Here is a 19,595-nt window from a genome sequence, read left to right on the forward strand (position 1 = left end):
TCTTGTGGATCTTCTGCGCGTGGGCCTCACCCAACGCACCGCCGAAGATCCGGAAGTCGTGCGCGTAGACGAACACCGTCCGCCCGTGCACCGTGCCCCACCCGGTGATCACACCGTCGGTGTAGGGTTTCTTGGCCTCCAGGCCGAAGCCGGTCGCCCGGTGCCGCCGCAACGGCTCCACCTCGCGGAACGAACCCTCGTCCAACAGCAGATCGATCCGCTCGCGCGCGGTCGACTTGCCCTTCGCGCGCTGCGCCTCGGTGGCTTTCGCGCTCGGTCCGGCGTGGGCGCTCGCACGGATCTCGTGCAACTCGGCCACCCACCCGCGCATATCGGCGGTCGTCGCCCGGGAGGAGTTCATCGGTCGCCCCACCCCGTCTCCCGCTCGAGCCGGTGCCCGGCCGGAGTCGGGGCCGCCGCCCGGTCCGTTCGGGTCGCCCGGTCGGGACGGAGTCGCGCGGCGTGGATCAGCCGGCTGGGCGACCAGAGTCCGATCCACAGTCGGCCCAGCCCGCGCATTCCGTGCGCCGGCGGTCTCCCCGCCTCCGTCACCGGAACCTTCGGTTCGCGCATCACGGTCACTCCTTCCCGTCGGTGGTCGCGACCGGCAGACCGGCCGGTCCGCTGACGAAGGTGTTGTGCCAGGGGAGTTCGGCGAGTGGGAGCGCGCAGCGCAACCGGGGAAAGCGGTCCAGCACCAGGCGTGCCGCGATCTCGGCCTGCATCCGGGCCAGTGCCGCGCCGACGCAGTAGTGGATGCCGTGGCCCAGGGCGAGGTGTCGACCGGCATCGGGGCGGGTGACCTCGATGCGGTCGGCTCCGGCGAAGGCGCGGGGGTCGCGGTCGGCAGCGACCAGCGCCACCATCACCGCCTCCCTCTCGGGGATGAGCACCCCGCCGATCTCCACCGGGGCGTCCGTGAACCGCAGTCCGCTCAGCTCGAAGGGGGAGAAGTAGCGCAGGAACTCCTCGACGGCGGCCGGGATCCGCTCCGGCTCGGCGCGCAGGATGCGGGTCTGCTCGGGGTGGGCGACCAGGGCGTACAGGCTGTTGCCGATGAGCTGCACGGTCGATTCGTGGCCGGTGCCCAACAGCGTGATGACGGTGGTAACCAGCTCGGTGTCATCGAGTCGGTCGTCCTCCGTGGAGTTGATCCGGACCAGTTCCGAGACCAGATCGGTGCCGGGGGACTTCCGTTTGAGGGCGATCAGCTCGGTGGCCGCGTCGACGAGGCCCCGCGCCGCCGCCACCGCCCCGCCGTCCATGGCGGTCAGTGCGCGGGAGTGCGTGGCCCATCGGTCCCACTGGTCCTCGGGAACCCCGAAGCTCCGGCAGATGACGCGGATGGGTAACGGCTCCGCCAGGCCGGTCACCAGATCGAAGGTGTCCACCCGGTCGGCCGCGGCGAGCAGGCTGCCGGCGACCGCCTCGATGTCCGGCCGCAACCGCGTCATCGCGCGGGCTGTGAACACCCGGGAGACCAGGCGGCGCAGCCGGGTATGGGCGGGCGGGTCCCGGTCGAGCATGTTGCCGGTGAAGTACCGGGCCAGTTCCGCCGGGAGTGCCTGCGAGGCGGCCACGTTGATCCGGCCGTGCCGGGTCGAGTCGTTGATCAGCCGTGGATCGGTGAGCACCTGCGTCGCCTCGGCGTGCCGGGTCACCAGCCACATCGGTGTGCCGTCGAGATATCGGCAGGGCACGACCGGGGCCGCGGCTCGCAGGCGGTCGTAGATGGCGGCGCGATCGGTACTGGTCATCAGGGTGACCAGATCGACGACCTCGCTCGATTCCTGAACGGTCATGGGCGGTGCGCCTCTCGTCGTCCGGTGTGCGACGCGGTCCAGTCTTGCCCTGCCGGACACGGGAGCGGTCGAAGGCCGATCGAGAAGCACTCGGGTGTGACATGCGCCACATTCGGAACATTGTATGCTGTACCGTATGCTGTACTGGCAAGGGGCTTTTTCGTCGTGCCCGCATGGAAGCGGGCTACGATCCGAAATGAGAGCGGGAGTATGGATCAGGACTTCATCGAGATCATCCGCGCGCGGGAGAACAACCTGAAGAACGTCTCGCTGCGCATCCCGAAGCGGAAGATCACCGTCTTCACCGGTGTCTCCGGTTCGGGCAAGTCCTCACTGGTCTTCGACACCATCGCCGCCGAGTCACAGCGTCAGCTCAACGAGACCTTCTCCGCCTTCGTCCGGAACCTGCTGCCCAAGTTCGGCCAGCCGGACGCCGACGCGCTCCGCAACCTCTCCACCGCCGTCGTCATCGACCAGAAGCGCCTGGGCGGTGGCTCCCGTTCGACTCTGGGCACCATCTCCGACATCAACCCGCTGCTGCGCCTGCTCTACTCGCGCATCGGCGAGCCGCACATCGGCGGCTCGAACGTCTTCGGCTTCAACGATCCGACCGGCATGTGCCCGGAATGCGAGGGCCTGGGCAAGGTCTCCACCATGAACCTCGCCAAGTTCCTGGACCGGTCCCGCTCACTGAACGAGGGGGCGATCCTCTTCCCGCCCTTCGCCGTGGGCACCTGGTACTGGAAGCTGTACGCCGAGTCCGGCCACTTCGACAGCGACAAGAAGCTGGCGGACTACACCGAGGCCGAGATGCGGCAACTACTGCACGGCAGCGGCGGGAAATTCGTTGTCGAGGCGCAGGGCCGTGCCATGCAGGCCGAGTACGAGGGGCTGGTACCCCGCTTCACCCGGCTGTACCTCAAGAAGGACCTCAACGCCATGGCCGCGCGGAACCGGGAGACGGTGCTGCGCTTCATCACCCGGGGCCGCTGCACGGTCTGCGAGGGTACCCGGCTCTCCGAGTTGGTGCGCGGCTGCCGCATCGACGGCCACAACATCGCCGATCTGTGCGCGATGGAGATCACCGAGCTCGCCGCGGTGGCCGAGGGCTGGTCCCAGCCGCAGGTCAAGACGATCGTCGAGAGCCTGCGGGAGCGGCTGCGGCATCTGGTGACCATCGGCCTGGGCTATCTGACGCTGGATCGCGAGACATCTTCGCTGTCCGGCGGTGAGGCCCAGCGGGTGAAGATGGTTCGCCACCTGTCCAGCAGCCTCGTCGACATGATGTACATCTTCGACGAGCCCAGCGTCGGTCTGCACCCCAGCGACATCCTCCCCCTGACCGAGTTGCTGATGGAGTTGCGCGACAAGGGCAACACCGTGCTGGTGGTGGAGCACGACCCCGACCTGATCCGGGCAGCCGACCACGTGGTGGACATCGGCCCCCGGGCAGGCACCCGGGGCGGCGAGGTGGTCTACGAGGGCGGGCTGGACGGGCTGTACCGGGCGGACACCCTCACCGGCCGGTGGATCACCCGGCAGGTCCCGATGAAGACCGAGTTCCGCACCCCCACCGGGCACAAGACCGTCCGTGACGGCACCGCCAACAACCTGCGCGGCGTCACCGTCGAGATCCCCACCGGTGTACTCACCGTGGTCTGTGGGGTGGCCGGGGCCGGCAAGAGCTCGCTGGTCGAGCGGGCCTTTCTGGAGCAGCACCCCTCGGCCGTGGTGATCGACCAGGCGGCGGTCGGCACCTCCAACCGCTCCACCCCGGCGACCTACATCGGCCTGATGGACCATCTGCGCAAGGCCTTCGCCAAGGCCAACAAGGTCAGCGCCTCGCTCTTCAGTTTCAACTCCAAGGGCGCCTGCGAGACATGTCAGGGGCTCGGCTTCGTGCAGACCGACCTCGCCTTCCTGGATCCGATTCGTTCCATCTGTGAGGAGTGCGAGGGCCGGCGGTTCATGCCCGAGGTCCTTGCCCACCGGCTGCGGGGCCGTTCCATCGACGAGGTGTTGGAGATGACGGCCCTGGAGGCGCTGGAGTACTTCGGGGAGGACGCCACCGCCCTGCCCGTGGTCCGCGCGCTGAACGACGTCGGTCTCGACTACCTGCGGCTGGGCCAACCGCTGAGCACCCTCTCCGGTGGCGAGTGCCAGCGGATGAAGCTCGCCAGCGAGCTCCACAAGCGCGGCAGCGTCTACGTCATGGACGAGCCCACCACCGGTCTGCACATGTCCGACGTGGAGCACCTGCTGAAGATCATGGAGCGTCTGGTCGAGCAGGGGAACTCCGTGATCGTGATCGAGCACAACCCGGATGTCATCAAGAACGCGGACTGGGTCATCGAGCTCGGCCCGGGAGCCGGTAGCAAGGGCGGCGAGGTCGTCTTCCAGGGCACGCCGTACGAGCTGCTGGAGGCCGGCCACTCCGTCACCGGCGCGTACCTGCGGCAGTCCGGCTGACCGCTCCCGCTCCGCCCCCGACGGTTTTCGAGCGCTCCTCGACCCGGAACCGGAAGCATGTCCCGAAGCGGACCGGGCGCCTCCCGGTCCGCTCCGGAGCCGACGGTGGAGGAGAGACGCGTGACGATTCTGGTGACGGGTGCGAGGGGAAACGTGGGCCGTCATGTGGTCGAGGGCCTGGTGCGGAAGGGGGCCCGGGTGCGGGCCCTCACCCGTGATCCGGCCCGGGCCGGATTTTCGGACGGGGTGGAGGTGGTGCGCGGCGACCTGAGCCGGCTGGACAGCTGCCGGACCGCGCTGGAGGGCGTGACGGCGATGTACCTCTTCCCTCTGGCCTACCGGACCAGCGACGTTCAGTCGTTCGCCGACGTCGCGGTGAACACCGAGGTGCCCGGGCTCGCCGCGGAGGCAGGGGTCCGCCGCATCGTGCTGCTCTCCTCCAACGCCGTGCTGTACGGCGCCGACGAGCACCACCAGCAGGCCGAGGCGGCCGTCGAAGCGTCCGGGCTCGAGTACACCCACCTGCGGTCCGGGGAGTTCGCGATGAACAAGCTCTTCGGCTGGGGCGAGTCCATCCGCAAGGAAGGCGTCGTCCGCAGCGGCTTCCCCGAGGTTGTCGGGGTGCCCATCCACCAGGCGGACGTGGCGGCAGTGGCGGTGGTCGCCCTGCTGGAGGACGGGCACCAGGGACGCGGCTATGAGCTGACCGGGCCTCAGGCCCTCACGGAACGCGAGCAGGTGGGGGAGATCGCGGCCGGCTGTGGCCGGGGGATCCGCTTCGAGGAGTTGACCCCGGAGCAGGCCCGGGAGAACTGGTTGGCGCAGGGGATGCCGGCCGAGGTGGTGGACGAGATGATGGCACACTCGGCGCACTTCGCCGAGAAGGCGCCGGTCGTCCGGAACACCGTGCAGGAGGTCACCGGCCGGCCGGCCCGGACCCTGCGGCAGTGGGCGGCCGATCACGCGAAGCTGTTCCGCTGATCATCGGTGGTCACCGTGACGGGACCGCGACGCCCGCGTCGCGGTCCCGTCACGGTGACCCCGGGGGGACACCACTGGTCGGCGTCAGGTGGTGACCACCCGCAGGCCCGGGCAGGTGCGCAGCAAACGCACCACGTCCTCGGGTCGGGCCGCCGGATCACCACCGTCGATCACCAGCAGAGTCCGAGTCGGATCGGAGAGGGCGGGCAGCTTGCCGTCGGGTGAAAGCCAGAGCACGGGGTCCCCGGAACGGTGCCACAATCCCGCGATCTGCGCGGCCAGGCCGCGGCCCGGGCCCGCCGGGGGCGGGCCCGGGCGCTGTGCCGGTCGGGCGGAACCCCGGTGGGCCAGCTCCTCGAAGCGTTCCCGCTCCGCCCCGGACAGACCGAGTTGCCGGGCCAGCAGCCGGACGGTCCCGGGTCGCGGCGCCCGGCACCGTCCGGTCTCCAGGTCCCGCACCGTCCGCACACTCACCGTGGCGAAGTCGGCGAGCTGCTGCTGGGTCAGCCCGCGGTCCCTGCGTGCCGCCCGCAGCAGTTCCCCGAAGCTCTCAGCCACGGCTCGGTACGGCCTGCTCCCGGCCGCCGGCGAAGGTGTCCGCCGCCCGGATCGTCGCCGTGCTGTTGGCACTCAGGGCGTCCCGGACGAACCGGCGCGCGTCGGCGACGGTGGCACCGGCGCCGAGCACCCCGGTCACCTTCGCCGGGTTGATCACCACGGTGTGCCGGGAGGCGACCACGCCGCCGGAGCCCGTCGCGGAGGGGCGGAAGGTCCACCGCCCGGTGTGCGCGGACATCAGCGCCGGGGGCTGGAGCTGCTTGTAGACGATGCGCTCGGTGGGAAAACAGACTCGCACCGAGCGGGTGGTGTGCACCGAACCGTCCTTCGTGCGGGTGTCCATCTCCAGCAGTTGGATGTCCGGGGCGGGCTCCTCCAGCACGACCCGGGTCACGTGCGGAAGGCGCAGGTCCCACTGCCCGCCGTCCCGGATGAAGGCGTACACCTCCCCGGGGTCGGCGGACACCGGTACCTCGTCGTCGAAGACGAGCAGCAGTTCGTCGTCGCCGCCGGCTCCGCGCTCGGCGGTGGCCCGCAGCGCGGCCAGTTCGGCGTCGCTGTTGCGGTCCACCGCCCGAGTGATCCAGGCCGTGTTCTCCGGATCGTCCCCGACCGCCCGGAAGTCGTGCAGCAGCCGCACCAGGCAGCCACCCGGCCGCTCCTCGATGATCCACTCGCCACCCATGCCGTGCACCGGCGGCTGGGACACCTCCTGCCGGAAGCGGACCCGCAATCCCGCCGCGTCCAGCTCACGGCGGGAGGTCCAGGTCTTGACGGTGTTGTTCGCGGTGGCCCAGACGCGGATGCGCTCCTCGTTCTCCGAGCCGTCCAACCGCTCCACGTGGATGGACGGAGGGAAAATCCGCGGCCATTCGGTCACCCCCACGATGAGTTCGTAGACGGCGCGGGCGGGCGCCGCCACCTCGAGGCGGTGTTCGGTGTGGTGTGTGCGCGGTGTCGTCATGCGTTCCTTCTCCTCGGCCCGGTGGATGGCGAAAGGTCAGTAGTTGCCCAGGCCACCGCAGACGTTCAGGGCCTGTGCGGTGATGGGCGCGGCGGCGTCGGAGGCCAGGTAGCCGACGAAGGCGGCCACCTCCTCCGGGCGGGCGTAGCGGCCGAGCGGGATCTTGGCCTCGAACTTCTCCAGCACCGCATCCTCGGTGGTCTGCCAGAAATCCGCGTAGCCCTTGCGGACCCGCTCGGCCATCGGCGTCTCCACATAGCCGGGGCAGACGGCGTTCACCGTGATCCCGGTCTTGGCCAGTTCCAGTCCGAGGGCCTTCGTCAGTCCCACCACGCCGTGTTTGGACGCGGAGTACGGAGCACCGTAGATGACCCCTTGCTTGCCACCGGTGGAGGCGATGTTGATGATCCGGCCCCAGCCACTTTCCAGCATCCCGCCCGAGGTGAGCGCTTCGCGGGTCATCCGGAAGACGCTGTTGAGATTCGTTTCGATGACATCGGCCCACAGCTCGTCGCTGATCTCGGCGGTCGTGCCGCCACCACTGCGGCCGGCGTTGTTCACCAGGATGCCCAGCGGCCCGAACCGCCGGGTGGTGGCCGCGACCAGTTCCGCCACCTGCGCCGGGTCCCGAACATCACAGACGCGGCCGTCGGCGCTCAGCCCTTCGGCGCCGAGTTCCTTGACGGTGCGGGACACGTCGTCGGCCGTTCGGGCGCAGAGGAAGACCCGGGTGCCGCCCCGGGCGAGGGCGCGGGTGACGGCGAGACCGATACCACTGGTCCCACCGGTGACCAGGGCGGTCCGGCTCGGGGTGTCCGACATGAGGGCTCCTTCGACATCAGGCATCGGTGAGCGGAAGTCGTGTCGAGTCTGCCGACGCTCCCTCGAGGTTGGCTCGAACACAGAGCAGCGCCCTGCCCCGTGGTGCCTGCACCGGGAGGATGCGGTATGGTCGCCGCCCACTCGCACCCGCTACCGGCCGGAGGCAGGGCGATGAACAAGAAGCTCCCGCCGCTACTGCTCTCCCGGGACGACCTCGAGCAGGTGTTCAGCGACCCGGAGTTCGTCGAGTACTGCTTCGCCTGTGTGCAGGAGCTCCTGCTCGACTCCTTGTCCCCGCCCGATGGCCCCGCCTCCCGCGCGCTGGAGCTGCAGGGCCTGCAGATGACCGTGCGCGTCGAGGCATCCCGGCGCGGGACCCGGCTGCTGCGCACCTGCATCGCACTGAACGACGGTGCCCAGCCCGGGCACACCGCCGAGATCTGGGCCGAGCCGGGCACCGGGGTGTTGACGGCGGTCGCCGACTCCTCCGCACTCGATGCCTGGCGGCTGGCGATGCCCTCCGGTCTGGCGGCCCGGTACCTCGCCCCGGCCACCACCCGCTCCCTCGGGGTGCTGGGCGCCGGGGAACCGGTCCTGGCGATGGTCCGGGCGCTCCTCCTGGCACTCCCGGCCATCTCGGTGGTGCGGGTCTTCGGTGCCGGTGCCGGTGCCGGTGCGGAGCGACTGCGAGACTGCCTGGTGAGGTTGGCCCCGGCCGGCCGGGGCCCGGTCGTGATGTGCGACCCGGACCCCTCCGATGTGGCGGTCCGCTCCGACGTCCTGGTCGTCGCCGGGCCGCCACCGGACCCCTCCTGGTTGACCACCGGCTCACTGCTGATCAGCCACGGCCCGCTGCCCGACGCCGTCCTTCCCCGATGTCGGCGGTTCCGTGATCTGCCCGACGCCACGGGCCGCGCCACCGTGGCCGCCATCGCCCGTGGCATGGCCGCGCCCCCTGTGGGGCGGTCCGAGACCATCCTGTACGAGTGCTGCGGAATCGACGGCTGGGAGGCGGAGTTGCGGGACGCCGTGGTCCGCTGGTCCCACCGCCGGGGCCTCGGCCAGCCCTTGTTGTTCCCCGCCGGCGAGGCGACTCCAGCAGATCTCGAGTCCTGTGCGATAGAGCTATAGCAGCTTTCCGGTGGCCCGGGATCACCCCGGGCCACCGAACGACAGGAGGGGTCCGTGCGGTTAGGGATTCTGGGTCCGTTATCTCTGGTCTCGACCGGGCTGCAGCCCGTCTGGGATGAGGAGGCCAACAGCGCACCGAGTGCGCCCAAACTGCGCAGCGTCCTGACGACGTTGCTGGTCCACGCGGACAACGTCGTTCCCGTGCCGAGCCTGATGTCCGAGTTGTGGGGCGACAGCCCGCCGAGCAGCGGTCTGACCACTCTCCAGACCTACATTCTGGGCCTGCGCAGGTTGCTGACCAAGGTCACCCGTCTGCCGGCCGCGACGGTCTCCCGGGAGGTGCTGGTCACCCGGGCCGGGGGCTACCTCTTCCAGAGCGACAGCGGCACCCTGGATGTTCACCGGTACCACTCCCTGCTGTCGGTCGGCTGGACGGCGCTGATCAGGGGGGACGACGAGGCGGGGGTGGGCCTGCTCTCCGAGGCACTGGCGCAGTGGCGCGGCCCCGCCCTGGTGGACGTGCCCATCGGCCCGATCCTGGAGTCCAAGCGCCGACAGTTGGAGGTCTCACGCCAGGTCCTCATCGAATACCTCGTCGACGCCCAGATCCGGCTCGGCATGTACGGCGAGGTGCTGTCCGAGCTGGCCGCGCCGACGGTGGAGAACCCCTGCCAGGAGGGTATGCAGGCCCAGTACATGCGGGCCCTGTACCTGAGCGGCCGGCGGAGCGAGGCGCTGGAGGTCTTCCAACGGCTGCGACGCTGTCTGGTCGCGGAGCTCGGCCTGGAGCCGAGTCCCGCCCTCCAGCGGCTGCACGGGGCGATCCTGGAGGGCCGGACGGACATCCTCCACCAACTTCCCACACAGCGGCCCAAGGGGGAGATCATCGGTTCCTCCGCCTGGAGCGGCTGTCGGGTCTACTGAGGGGCGCCGTGCCATGACGATGCTCGCCCCCCATACCGCGGCGGGCGCTGGGCTGTGGTCGCTGCTGGCCCGTCGGTCCCGGGGCGGGGCGCCCCGGCGACTGCCCAAAGGAGCGCTGCTCTACGGCCCGGGACAGCGGGACGCCGGGCTCTACGTCGTCTCCGAGGGGTGGGTCAAGGTCACCACAGCGACCCGCGACGGCCGCACCTGCCTGTTGGAGATCCACGCACGGGGTGACGTGCTCGGGGAATCCTGTCTGGTGACGGGCGTGCGACAGGCGACCGCCGTCGCCATGACGCCGACCGTCGTCACCAGGATCCCACGTGCGGTGTTCCTGGAGACCATCACCGACAACGAGGCGTACGAGGAGTCCCTGCGCTATCTGGTGGCGCGCCTGGCCGAACAACAGGCGCGCATCACCCAGTTGGTCACCGCCGACAGCGGTCGGCGGCTGGCCGCAACCCTGGTACAGCTCTCCCGGAAACTGGGTAGCGGTGAGGAGCGGCGGCGCCGCATCGAGCAGCGGATCACCCAGGAGGAGCTGGCCCAGTTGGTGGGGGCGACCCGCTCCCGTGTCGCCCATTTCCTGCGGGAGTTCCGGAATACCGGGCTGGTCCACGCGGCGCCCCGGGGGACGCTGATCGTGGACGAGCCCGGTCTGCACGCGTACGCGGAGGGCGACCGGTGGTCCTCCGGTCGTCCGCTCAGCCCGGGGTGACCCGGACCCGGAGGTTCTTGGCGCAGAGGATGGCGAAGGGGTGGTGGAACCGCCCCTCGCCGACCACCTCCACCTGCCGGTACCGCCGCAACATCTCGCCGAGTGCCAGCCGTGCCTCCAACCGCGCCAGACCGGCCCCCAGACAGAAGTGGATGCCGTGTCCGAAGGTCAGGTGCTGGTTGGGGGAGCGGGCGATGTCGAAGGTGTCGGACGCGGGGAACTGTGCCTCGTCCCGGTTGGCCGACACCAGCCACAGGGAGAGGATCTGACCGGCCGGAACGGTGCGGCCGCCGAGCTCCACCTCGGTGGTGGTGCGCCGGGTGAGCCGGGGCAGCGGCGGGTGGTAGCGCAGGACCTCCTCGATGGCAGACGGCAGCGCGGCCGGCTCCCGCCGCAGCCGCTCCCAGACCCCTGGGTGGCGGTCGAACTGGTGGACGCAGTTGCCCAGCAGAGCCGCCGTGGTGATGTGACCGGCGGTCAGCAGCAACGCCACCATGCCGATCAGGTCCTCCTCGGTCGGCTCCTCGCCCGCCCCGGCGGCTTCGACCAGGCGTCCGGTCAGGTCGTCGTACCGGCGCAGACGCCGGGCGCGGATGTGCTCGCGCAGATAGGCGGTCATCTCACGGACCGTCGGCGTCAGGCTGTCCACCGCCTCCCGGGACGAGGTCAGCTGCGGCTCCTCCTCATCGAAGGGAAAGAACTCCTCGGCCCAGCCGCGGAACAGCTCCCGATCGCTCTCCGGGATGCCGATCAGCTCGGCGATCACCATCACCGGCAGGGGATAGGCGAGATCCCCGACCATGTCGAACTCCTCACGGTCACGGAGGGCGTCCAGCAGCCCGGTGACCATGGCGGCGATCCGCGGCTCCATCGCCGCGACCGCGCGTGGGTGGAACGCCCCGGCCACCATGCCCCGCATCAGGCGGTGTCGGGGGCCGTCCATGTTCACGAAGTTGCCGCGTTGGATCAGTTCCAGATCCGGGTTGGTGGGCACCAGGTCCCCCAGGTCGGCCAGGAAGCGGGAGGGGTCCCGAAGCACCGCATCGATGTCGGCGTGGCGGAACACCTGCCAGGATTCCTGCCGCTCGTCGTAGTACACCGGATCCGTCCGGCGTTTGCTTTCGGCCCAGTCGAGCAGTTCGGTCATGGTGGACGGGATCGGCTCGGGCGCCGTCCGGATCGTCAGCTCATTGGTAGTCAGCGGAATCCCTCCCGGGGAGGACGGCCGTCACAACCGCCGCACGGTCACGTGCGTGCGAAGGTATGCGCCGCCACTAGAGGCCCACTCGGGAGTCGGGCGAGCCGCCGGGCCCGAAGCACCGGTCATCGGCCGCTTTCAGCGGTTTCCTAGCCCGCTGTGAGGACAGCGGCGCACCGTGGTTACCGAATCCGGAGCTGTCCGGAGGACCTGACCGCTGGAGTGAGGGGATCGGTGGGATGCCGTCTGATGAGGTCAACGCGGCGGAGTGCAACACCATCACGTTCGTCAACCGCTTTACGGTGCACGGATCGCCCGAGGAGTTCGAACGCGCCTTCGCCGACACCTCGGCGTTCATGGTGCGACAGCCGGGATTCCTGGAACACACCCTGGTCCGCCGGCTCGGCCGGGAGGACCAGTACATCAACATCGCGAGCTGGACCGACGAGGAGTCGTTCCGCGCGGCACTGCGGCAGGACGGGTTCGCCCCGCACGCCGCGGCGCTGCGTGCGCTGAGCAGGAGCGAGAACGCCCTGTACCGCACGCGGCAGCGGAGCGGCCGGTGAACCGCCGGGTGGCCATCACCGGGATCGGTGTGGTGGCGCCGGACGCGCTGGGCCGTAAACCGTTGTGGGACCTGCTGTCCACCGGCCGCACCGCGACACGGAAGATCTCCTTCTTCGACCCCTCGCCCTATCGCTCCCAGGTGGCGGCCGAGTGCGACTTCGACCCGCTGCGCGAAGGGCTGAGCCAGCAGCAGGCCCGACGCCTGGACCGGGCCGCCCAGTTCGCCGTGGTGTGCGCCAGGGAGTGCGTGGAGGACAGTGGGCTGGAGGTGGCGCAGCTCGATCCGGCCCGGCTGGGCGTGGTGGTCGGCAGCGCGGTCGGTTGCACGATGAGCCTGGAGGCCGAGTACGCCGTGGTGAGCGACGGTGGTCGGCACTGGCTGGTCGACGACGGCTACGCGGTACCGCATCTTTTCGACTACATGGTGCCCAGCTCGATCGCCGCCGAGGTGGCTCGGGAGGCGGGTGCCGAGGGGCCGGTCTCCCTGGTGTCCACCGGCTGCACCTCCGGCCTGGACGCGGTGGGTCGGGCGGCCGAGCTGATCCGCGAGGGCTCGGCGGAGGTCATGGTGGCCGGTGCCACCGACGCGCCGATCTCGCCGATCACGCTGGCCTGCTTCGACGCGATCAAGGCCACCACGCCGCGCAATGACGAACCGTCCACCGCCTCCCGGCCCTTCGACCGCTCCCGCAACGGTTTTGTGCTCGGTGAGGGCGCGGCCGTCTTCGTGCTGGAGGAGCTGTCCCACGCCCGGGCCCGCGGGACGCGGGTCTACGCGGAAGTCGCCGGCTTCGCCTCCCGCTCCAATGCCTTTCACATGACCGGGTTGCGGCCCGACGGACGGGAGATGGCCGAGGCGATCCGGGCCGCGCTGGAGCAGGCGGGCCGGTCGCCCACGGACATCGACTACGTCAACGCCCACGGTTCGGGCACCAAGCAGAACGACCGGCACGAGACGGCCGCGTTCCGGACGAGTCTCGGCGAGCACGCCTACCGGGTGCCGGTCAGCTCGATCAAGTCGATGATCGGGCACTCGCTCGGCGCGATTGGCTCCCTGGAGATCGCCGCCTGTCTGCTGGCGATGCAGCACGATCTGGTCCCGCCCACGGCGAACCTGCACGAGCCGGATCCGGAGTGCGATCTGGACTATGTGCCCCTGGTCGCCAGGGAGCATCGGGTCGACAGCGTGCTCAGCGTGGGCAGCGGTTTCGGCGGCTTCCAGAGCGCGATGGTGCTGACCACGCCGGAAGGTGGGGCGGCGTGAGTGCGGCGGTGATCGTCACAGGCCTGGGAGTGGTGGCGCCCACCGGCCTGGGCGCCGCCGAACACTGGCGGCGGACCCTGGCCGGGGACAGCGCCATCGGGCGCATCACCCGGTTCGACGCGGAGCGGTACCCGAGCCGGCTGGCCGGGGAGATCGCGGGCTTCGAGCCCCGGGACCACCTGCCCAGCCGGCTGATCCCGCAGACCGACCACATGACGCGACTGGCGCTGCTCGCCTCCGACCTGGCGCTGGCCGATGCGCGGACCGAGCGACCCGAGCGGCCCGAGGACGCTTTCTCGGTGGGGGTGGTCTCGGCCGGTTCCGCGGGCGGCTTCGCCTTCGGTCACCGGGAGCTGCACAAGCTGTGGAGCCAGGGCCCCGGACACGTGAGCGCCTACCAATCGTTCGCGTGGTTCTACGCGGTGAACACCGGGCAGATCTCCATCCGGCACAACACCCGTGGTCCCAGCGGTGTGCTCGTCACCGAGCAGGCGGGTGGCCTGGACGCGGTGGGTCAGGGCTGCCGGCACATCCGGCAGGACATCCCCCGGGTGGTGGTCGGCGCGGTCGACGGCTCGCCCTGCCCCTGGGGCTGGGTCGGCCAACTGGCCGGCGGCCGGCTCAGCACCCGTGACGACCCCAGGCGCGCCTACCTGCCCTTCGATCGGGAGGCCAACGGCCAGGTGCCCGGTGAGGGCGGCGCACTGTTGGTGCTGGAGTCGGCCGAGGCGGTGGCGGCCCGTGGTGCCCCTCGTTACGGGGAGATCACCGGCTACGCGGCCACCTTCGATCCCGGGCCCGACTCCGGCCGGCCGCGTACGTTGCGCCGGGCCGCCGAACTCGCCCTACGGGAGGCCGGTTGCGACCCCGGCGACATCGGCGTGGTCTTCGCGGACGCGGACGGCCGTCCGGAGGAGGACGCCGCCGAGGCGGCCGCCCTGCGGGAGTTGTTCGGGCCGTACGGGGTGCCGGTCACGGCACCCAAGACGATGACCGGGCGCCTGAGTGCGGGAGGAGCCGCCCTGGATCTGGCCACGGCCCTGCTCGCGCTGCGGCACCGCACGATCCCGCCGACGGTCCATGTGACCCGGCCCGATCCCGCGCACGAGCTCGACCTCGTCCTCGTTCCCCGTCCGCTGCGGGCGCCGGCCGCGCTGGTGCTGGCCCGCGGGCAGGGCGGATTCAACGCGGCGATGGTCGTCACCCCATCGGCGGGGGTACCCACCCCCCAAGCAGAAGGACAACGGCGATGAACGAACTCACCCTGGACGGACTGCGGAAGATCCTGCTGGAGTGCGCGGGTGCGGACGAGGAGCTGGGGCTCGACGGTGACATTCTCGACGTGGAGTTCGCCGAGTTGGGCTACGACTCGCTCGCGCTGATGGAGACGGCGAGCCACATTCAGCGCACCTACGGCACCGCCCTCGGAGATGACGTGGTGGTGGAGGTGAGAACTCCGCGGGAGCTGATCGCCCTGGCCAACGAGGCGATCGGCGCGGCGCCCCACTGAGCGTCCCGCCCCTCCGGCCCGGTGCCGGTGCCCGCAGCGTGTGTGGGCACCGGCACCTCGCGCGTCAGCGGCGGACCGTGCCCCGCACGTACCGCACCGGCACCTCGATGGACAGCGGACCGTCACCGTCCCGCAACTCGTCCAGGGCGGTGATCAGCCGGGTGCGCAGGGCCGCGGCGTCCTCGGTGGACAGGTGCTGCCACAGCAGCCGCATCCCCTGGGTGTGGGACCAGTCCACCCAGGTCTCGCCGGAGGCGGCGACCATGTCCACCGGCTCGTCGATGATCTCCACCTCGGTGAACCCGGCCTTCTCCATGGTGGCCCGCAGGTCCTCGGGTCGCTCCAACCAACTGTTGAAGCGCTGGCTCAGCTCCGCCGGTTGCCACTGCGGTGGCAGGGAGCGCAGCAGCTCCCCCGGGATCAGCTCGGTGAACAGCGGAGGGAGAAACGGGAAGGTGCCGGAGGTGAAGACCGGGCTGCTGAAGGCGATCCGCCCGCCGTCCGCCAGCAGTCCGGCGTAGCGCCCCAGCGCGGCGGGCGCGTCCGGCATGAAGATGATGCTGTAGCCGCCGAGGATGCGGTCGAAGGAACGGGCGGGCAGATTCGGGTCCTCACCGTCCATGACCAGCGCCTCGATGTGTCGCAGGCCCAGCCGGGATGCCTCGGCCCGCACCTCCTCGATCATCGATTCGGCCACGTCGATGCCGGTGACCCGACCCTTCGGACCCACCAGTTCTCCGGCCGGGAACAGACTGGCCCCGCGCCCGCAGCCGATGTCGAGTACCCGCCGGCCCGGGCCCGGGGCGGCCAGCTCGACCAGCCGCCGGCCCATGGGGGTGAAGAACCGCACTCCCAGCCGGTCGTAGTCCGCAGCTGCCCGATTGAAGGCTTTCGCCACCTCGACCTTGTATGCAGCCGTGTCCACATTACCTCCCGCAGAGTCGTTTTGCGAGAATTCTCGCATCGTACGCACACGGGTGACTGGAGCCCTGGTCGAGCCCTGCTCGAAAAATTCTTGAGATCTGGTCGAGTCGACGATCCGGGGGCGGATTCGGTCTTGCCTCCCGGCGGTCACTTGCACAAGAATTCAGGAAAATTCACGCGCCGACAATACGGAAGGCGGTCCGATGAGCATGAACACGGCGGCAGTGCAGCGGATGATCAAGGCGTACAACACCGGTGAGGTCGATGACGTCGCCGAGTACATCCATCCGGAATATCTCAACCCGGCCTCGCTGGAGCACATGGATCTCCGGGGCCCCGAGGCGTTCGCCATGGCGGTGAAGTGGCTGAAGATGACCTTCTCCGAAGAGTGCCACCTGGACACCATCAAGCTGGCCGAGCGCGGCGACTGGGTACGGGCCCACCTGGTACTCTACGGCCGCCACGTCGGCAATCTGGTGGGTATGGCCCCCACGGGGCGGAAGTTCTCCGGTGAGCAGATCCACCTCATCCGGCTCGTGGACGGGAAGATCCGCGACCACCGCGACTGGCCCGACTACCTGGGCACCTACCGCCAGCTGGACGAGCCGTGGCCGGAGCCCGCCGGCTGGCGCCCGTGACCGGTGGGTCCCGGCCGCGCCATGAGGAAGGGGCCCTCCCCGCGGGGAGGGCCCCTTCCTCCGCGTTCCTCCGGTGCCTCCTGCCGGGGCGGCCCACCCGCCGCCCCGGCCGCGCACCCTACTGGCTGACGTCCACCTCGGCGGCACACTGGTTGAGCCAGTCGAGCGTGCTGCGGATGTTCTGCGGCTCGAGCTGGATGGTGACCCGGGTCTGCGGCTCCAGCTCCAGCTCATCGTGCTCCGGCATCTGGTAGCGGTCGTTGAGCCGGGCGAGATGCTCGTCCGCGCCCTCCTCGTCGGCCCGCACCAGGGTGGATTCGATGTGCACCACCCGCGTCATGTCCTTCGGGTCGATCAGCAGCAGGGAGGCCCGGCCCTCCCGTTCCAGGTGCTCCAGCCACCGCGAACCGCGGAAGCTGTTCAGCCAGAAGTACCCCTCGCGGAACTCGAACCACGCCGGGTCCATCTTGACTATGCCACTGCGGCGTTTGGTGCCCACGATGACCGGCATAACCTCCTGGAAGAACTTCAGATTGGCTTCGCTGATCTCCTCTTTCATGTCCTGCCTTTCGTCATGGAATAAGTTGTGGCGATCCATCCTGCATCCAGCACGTCGGCAGCGCAAGACACAAATGCGACGGCTTTCGGCAGAGCGTTCCGGGTCGTGCCGGTGCTCCCTTCCGATCCAGCCGTAATTCCATCGGTTTTCGAGCGCGCCCGACAAACCTGGGGGACATCGTTTCCAGGAGGTGACTGTGCGAGTCGTCGATCTGTCCTCGCCCGTGGACGCGGCCGGCTATGAACCCGATCCGGTCGTCCATGAGATCCTGACACCCCGGCAGGGCGCCCTGCACATGCGGGACGAGATGCGCGAGCACTTCGGCATCGACTTCGATATCGAGGCACTGCCGGACGGGGAGTTCCTGTCGCTGGACCGGCTCACGCTGACCAGCCACACCGGGACGCACGTGGACGCACCATCCCACTACGGCTCCCGCGCCGGCTACCGGGACGGCGGGCCGCGCCACATCGATGAACTGCCGCTCGAATGGTTCATCGGCCCCGGCCTGGTGCTCGACCTCACCGCCGAGCCGACCGGCGCGGCCGGGGTCGACCGTCTGGAGAAGGAGTTCGCCCGGATCGGACGCACGCCCGGCCCCGGCGACATCGTGCTGCTGCACACCGGCGCCGACCGGCACGCCGGCACGCCGGAGTACTTCACGGAGTTCACCGGCCTCGACGGTCCGGCGGTCCGGCGGCTGCTGGACCTCGGCGTCCGGGTAATCGGCACCGACGCCTTCAGCCTGGACGCCCCCTTCGGCCACATCATCGACCGTTACCGGGCGACGGGGGACCGGTCCCTGCTGTGGCCCGCCCACTTCGTGGGCCGGGACCGCGAGTACTGCCAGGTGGAACGGCTGGCCCAACTGGACACGCTGCCACCCCACGGCTTCCGGGTGATGTGCCTGCCCGTGCGGATCACGGGGGCCGGAGCGGGCTGGACCCGCGCCGTCGCCCTTTTCGAGGACTGACGAGAGCCTCCGCCGCCCCCGAGGAGAACGATGACCGAGCAGTCGACCGAACCGCGTGCGGCCCGGCCGGTGCGGGCCTTCGCGGAGCACGCCGCCCGCACACCGGATGCCGCTGCCGTGCGGTACCGCGACCGCACCACCTGCTACGGCGAGCTGCTCACTCGGGCCGATGAGCACCGTGCCCGGCTGGAACGGCTCCCCCTGCACCCGGGGGAGGCCGTCGCGGTGCCCGCCGTCTCCACGCCCGGAACCCTCGCCCTGGTGCTCGCCTGCCTGCTCTCCGGACGCCCCGTCCTACTGCCGCCGGCCGGTCTGCCGCCGGCCGGGCTGCGCCGACTCCGGGAGAACTCCGGATGCCGTTACCTGCTCACCCCGCGGACGGTGGACGGTCCCGGCGGCCGAGCCGCACCACCGGCCGTGAAGCCCCCGCCCGGCACCGCCGTGCTGCTCACCACTTCCGGCTCCACCGGCACCCCCAAGACGGTACCGCTGAGCGGGGACGCCATGGGCCGCTTCGGCGACTGGGCCGCGGCGCGCTTCGGCATCGGTCCGGGCACCGGGGTGCTCAGCCACGCCCCGCTCAACTTCGACCTCTCCCTGCTGGATGTCTGGACCACCCTGGGCCGTGGCGGCCGGGTGGTGCTGTGCGACTCCGTCCACGCCGCCGACGGCCGCCATCTGGCCGGGCTGCTGGGCCGGGAGGAGGTTCACCTCGTGCAGGCGGTGCCGATGTTCCACCGGTTGTTGCTGGAGGCCGCCGGCGGTGCCCGCTTCCCCGGAGTCCGGCACGTCATCGTGACGGGAGAGGCCATCCCACCGCGTGACCTGGCCGCGCTGCCCCGGCTCTTCCCGGCGGCCCGGCTCCACAACGTCTACGGCTGCACCGAGACCAACGACAGTCTGCTCCACGAGATCGACCCGGCCGACCCGCCGGACGAGCCAGTTCCCCTGGGCACCCCGCTGCCCGGGGTTCGGGTGCTGATCCGCACCCCGGACGGGAGGCCGCTGAGCGGCCCCGGCAGCGGCGAACTCTACGTCTCGACCCCTTTCCAGAGCGAGGGTTACCTCGGCGCCACCGCCCACGACGCCGCCCGCTTCGGCCCGCACCCCTTCGGCGCCGACCGGCGTCGCTGGTACCGGACGGGTGATCTGGTGGAGCGCGACGAGCGGGGGGTCCTCCGGCTGCGCGGCCGGGACGACTTCCAGGTGAAGGTGCGCGGCACCCGGGTCGATCCGCAGACGGTGGAACGGGTGTTGCTCGACCACCCGGAGGTTGGGGAAGCCGCGGTACTCGCCGTCCCCGACCCGATTGCGGGGCACGTGCTACTGGCCGTGGTCCGGCCCCGGCCGGGCTGTCGGCCCAACTCCCTACTGCTGCGTACCCATTGCGCCCGCTCGCTGGTACCCGCCTCGATCCCCGGCCGGTGGCGGCTGGTGGACGATCCGCTGCCCCGCACCTCCACCGGCAAGGTCGACCGGAAACTGCTCGGCAGGCCCTCATGACCGTTCAACCCTCCGGACCGTTCGCCGGCCCACCCTCCGGTCCGTCCGTCGGTCCACTTGCCCGTCAGCCCGACCGAACAGGAGCCGTCC

Annotated in this window: 20 protein-coding genes; 12 read left to right on the forward strand and 8 right to left on the reverse strand. The window is 70.4% G+C overall.

Features of this window, described 5'->3' with window-relative positions; all coding sequences use genetic code 11:
- On the reverse strand, positions 1–361 hold a 361-nt coding region (locus LZF96_RS13280; RefSeq protein WP_308294199.1), incomplete at its 3' end, for a carboxyl transferase domain-containing protein.
- A 217-nt stretch (positions 362–578) separates the two neighbouring features.
- Positions 579–1,802, reverse strand: a complete 1,224-nt coding sequence (locus LZF96_RS13285) for a cytochrome P450 (RefSeq protein ID WP_233870787.1) — start codon at positions 1,800–1,802, stop codon at positions 579–581.
- Positions 1,803–2,012: 210 nt separating this feature from the next.
- On the opposite strand from LZF96_RS13285, the gene LZF96_RS13290 reads away from it, so the two are divergent.
- Positions 2,013–4,271 (forward strand): excinuclease ABC subunit UvrA, encoded by a 2,259-nt coding sequence (locus LZF96_RS13290; protein WP_233870789.1) that lies wholly within the window; start codon positions 2,013–2,015, stop codon positions 4,269–4,271.
- Positions 4,272–4,391: 120 nt separating this feature from the next.
- Positions 4,392–5,252, forward strand: coding sequence for an NAD(P)H-binding protein (locus tag LZF96_RS13295; protein ID WP_233870792.1), 861 nt, complete (start codon positions 4,392–4,394; stop codon positions 5,250–5,252).
- Positions 5,253–5,336: 84 nt separating this feature from the next.
- Here the strand turns inward: LZF96_RS13295 and LZF96_RS13300 are convergent, their stop codons facing one another.
- Genes LZF96_RS13300 through fabG form a run of 3 tightly spaced genes read right to left on the reverse strand, consistent with a single transcriptional unit; the run spans position 5,337 to position 7,596 of the window.
- Positions 5,337–5,810, reverse strand: coding sequence for a helix-turn-helix transcriptional regulator (locus tag LZF96_RS13300; protein WP_233870796.1), 474 nt, complete (start codon positions 5,808–5,810; stop codon positions 5,337–5,339).
- Complete coding sequence (locus tag LZF96_RS13305; protein WP_233870799.1) at positions 5,803–6,774, reverse strand: aromatase/cyclase; 972 nt, start codon at positions 6,772–6,774, stop codon at positions 5,803–5,805. The genes LZF96_RS13300 and LZF96_RS13305 overlap by 8 nt, the downstream gene beginning before the upstream one ends.
- A gap of 36 nt (positions 6,775–6,810) precedes the next feature.
- Positions 6,811–7,596, reverse strand: coding sequence for a 3-oxoacyl-ACP reductase FabG (fabG, locus tag LZF96_RS13310; protein WP_233870802.1), 786 nt, complete (start codon positions 7,594–7,596; stop codon positions 6,811–6,813).
- A gap of 171 nt (positions 7,597–7,767) precedes the next feature.
- Between fabG and LZF96_RS13315 the strand changes: the two genes are divergently transcribed.
- From LZF96_RS13315 to LZF96_RS13325, 3 genes are read left to right on the forward strand one after another with little or no spacing between them, the layout of a single operon-like run.
- Positions 7,768–8,727: a hypothetical protein gene (locus LZF96_RS13315; protein WP_233870805.1), complete on the forward strand. Its 960-nt coding sequence runs from the start codon at positions 7,768–7,770 to the stop codon at positions 8,725–8,727.
- A 54-nt stretch (positions 8,728–8,781) separates the two neighbouring features.
- Positions 8,782–9,651: an AfsR/SARP family transcriptional regulator gene (locus LZF96_RS13320; protein WP_233870808.1), complete on the forward strand. Its 870-nt coding sequence runs from the start codon at positions 8,782–8,784 to the stop codon at positions 9,649–9,651.
- 13 nt (positions 9,652–9,664) lie between these two features.
- Positions 9,665–10,369, forward strand: coding sequence for a Crp/Fnr family transcriptional regulator (locus tag LZF96_RS13325; protein WP_233870811.1), 705 nt, complete (start codon positions 9,665–9,667; stop codon positions 10,367–10,369).
- Here the strand turns inward: LZF96_RS13325 and LZF96_RS13330 are convergent.
- On the reverse strand, positions 10,356–11,516 hold the full coding sequence (locus LZF96_RS13330; protein ID WP_233870815.1) for a cytochrome P450: 1,161 nt from the start codon (positions 11,514–11,516) through the stop codon (positions 10,356–10,358). The two genes, LZF96_RS13325 and LZF96_RS13330, sit on opposite strands and share 14 nt — an antisense overlap.
- 290 nt (positions 11,517–11,806) lie before the next feature.
- On the opposite strand from LZF96_RS13330, the gene LZF96_RS13335 reads away from it, so the two are divergent.
- Genes LZF96_RS13335 through LZF96_RS13350 form a run of 4 tightly spaced genes read left to right on the forward strand, consistent with a single transcriptional unit; the run spans position 11,807 to position 14,908 of the window.
- On the forward strand, positions 11,807–12,133 hold the full coding sequence (locus LZF96_RS13335; protein WP_233870818.1) for an antibiotic biosynthesis monooxygenase: 327 nt from the start codon (positions 11,807–11,809) through the stop codon (positions 12,131–12,133).
- Positions 12,130–13,398 carry a beta-ketoacyl synthase gene (locus LZF96_RS13340; protein ID WP_233870821.1) on the forward strand — a complete coding sequence of 423 codons (1,269 nt, stop codon included), beginning with the start codon at positions 12,130–12,132 and terminating at the stop codon, positions 13,396–13,398. Before LZF96_RS13335 ends, LZF96_RS13340 begins: the two co-directional genes overlap by 4 nt.
- Positions 13,395–14,651, forward strand: coding sequence for a ketosynthase chain-length factor (locus LZF96_RS13345; RefSeq protein WP_233870824.1), 1,257 nt, complete (start codon positions 13,395–13,397; stop codon positions 14,649–14,651). Before LZF96_RS13340 ends, LZF96_RS13345 begins: the two co-directional genes overlap by 4 nt.
- Complete coding sequence (locus LZF96_RS13350; RefSeq protein ID WP_233870827.1) at positions 14,648–14,908, forward strand: acyl carrier protein; 261 nt, start codon at positions 14,648–14,650, stop codon at positions 14,906–14,908. Before LZF96_RS13345 ends, LZF96_RS13350 begins: the two co-directional genes overlap by 4 nt.
- Positions 14,909–14,972: 64 nt before the next feature.
- On the opposite strand, the gene LZF96_RS13355 is transcribed toward LZF96_RS13350, so the two are convergent.
- A complete protein-coding gene (locus LZF96_RS13355; RefSeq protein ID WP_233870829.1) occupies positions 14,973–15,833 on the reverse strand; it encodes a methyltransferase domain-containing protein in 861 nt (286 codons plus the stop codon).
- Between the two features lie 202 nt (positions 15,834–16,035).
- Between LZF96_RS13355 and LZF96_RS13360 the strand changes: the two genes are divergently transcribed.
- Positions 16,036–16,470: an ester cyclase gene (locus tag LZF96_RS13360; protein WP_233870832.1), complete on the forward strand. Its 435-nt coding sequence runs from the start codon at positions 16,036–16,038 to the stop codon at positions 16,468–16,470.
- 118 nt (positions 16,471–16,588) lie between these two features.
- On the opposite strand, the gene LZF96_RS13365 is transcribed toward LZF96_RS13360, so the two are convergent.
- The gene (locus LZF96_RS13365; protein ID WP_233870835.1) at positions 16,589–17,029 is read right to left on the reverse strand and encodes a pyridoxamine 5'-phosphate oxidase family protein; all 441 of its coding nucleotides are present in this window, start codon (positions 17,027–17,029) and stop codon (positions 16,589–16,591) included.
- A gap of 196 nt (positions 17,030–17,225) precedes the next feature.
- Between LZF96_RS13365 and LZF96_RS13370 the strand changes: the two genes are divergently transcribed.
- Both LZF96_RS13370 and LZF96_RS13375 read left to right on the forward strand, forming a co-directional pair.
- Positions 17,226–18,002, forward strand: a complete 777-nt coding sequence (locus LZF96_RS13370; RefSeq protein WP_233870839.1) for a cyclase family protein — start codon at positions 17,226–17,228, stop codon at positions 18,000–18,002.
- 30 nt (positions 18,003–18,032) lie between these two features.
- A complete protein-coding gene (locus LZF96_RS13375; RefSeq protein ID WP_233870842.1) occupies positions 18,033–19,505 on the forward strand; it encodes an AMP-binding protein in 1,473 nt (490 codons plus the stop codon).
- The last annotated feature ends 90 nt before the right edge of the window (positions 19,506–19,595 follow it).

Source organism: Streptomyces sp. ST2-7A (assembly GCF_021390475.1).
Classification (GTDB): Bacteria; Actinomycetota; Actinomycetes; order Streptomycetales; family Streptomycetaceae; genus Streptomyces.

Bases quoted from the DNA above. Each gene is read 5' to 3' on its own strand.
- LZF96_RS13285 (WP_233870787.1), bottom strand. From the start codon at position 1,802: ATGACCGTTCAGGAATCGAGCGAGGTCGTCGATCTGGTCACCCTGATG.
- LZF96_RS13290 (WP_233870789.1), top strand. From the start codon at position 2,013: ATGGATCAGGACTTCATCGAGATCATCCGCGCGCGGGAGAACAACCTG.
- LZF96_RS13305 (WP_233870799.1), bottom strand. From the start codon at position 6,774: ATGACGACACCGCGCACACACCACACCGAACACCGCCTCGAGGTGGCG.
- fabG (WP_233870802.1), bottom strand. From the start codon at position 7,596: ATGTCGGACACCCCGAGCCGGACCGCCCTGGTCACCGGTGGGACCAGT.
- LZF96_RS13315 (WP_233870805.1), top strand. From the start codon at position 7,768: ATGAACAAGAAGCTCCCGCCGCTACTGCTCTCCCGGGACGACCTCGAG.
- LZF96_RS13325 (WP_233870811.1), top strand. From the start codon at position 9,665: ATGACGATGCTCGCCCCCCATACCGCGGCGGGCGCTGGGCTGTGGTCG.
- LZF96_RS13330 (WP_233870815.1), bottom strand. From the start codon at position 11,516: ATGACCGAACTGCTCGACTGGGCCGAAAGCAAACGCCGGACGGATCCG.
- LZF96_RS13335 (WP_233870818.1), top strand. From the start codon at position 11,807: ATGCCGTCTGATGAGGTCAACGCGGCGGAGTGCAACACCATCACGTTC.
- LZF96_RS13350 (WP_233870827.1), top strand. From the start codon at position 14,648: ATGAACGAACTCACCCTGGACGGACTGCGGAAGATCCTGCTGGAGTGC.
- LZF96_RS13360 (WP_233870832.1), top strand. From the start codon at position 16,036: ATGAGCATGAACACGGCGGCAGTGCAGCGGATGATCAAGGCGTACAAC.
- LZF96_RS13365 (WP_233870835.1), bottom strand. From the start codon at position 17,029: ATGAAAGAGGAGATCAGCGAAGCCAATCTGAAGTTCTTCCAGGAGGTT.
- LZF96_RS13375 (WP_233870842.1), top strand. From the start codon at position 18,033: ATGACCGAGCAGTCGACCGAACCGCGTGCGGCCCGGCCGGTGCGGGCC.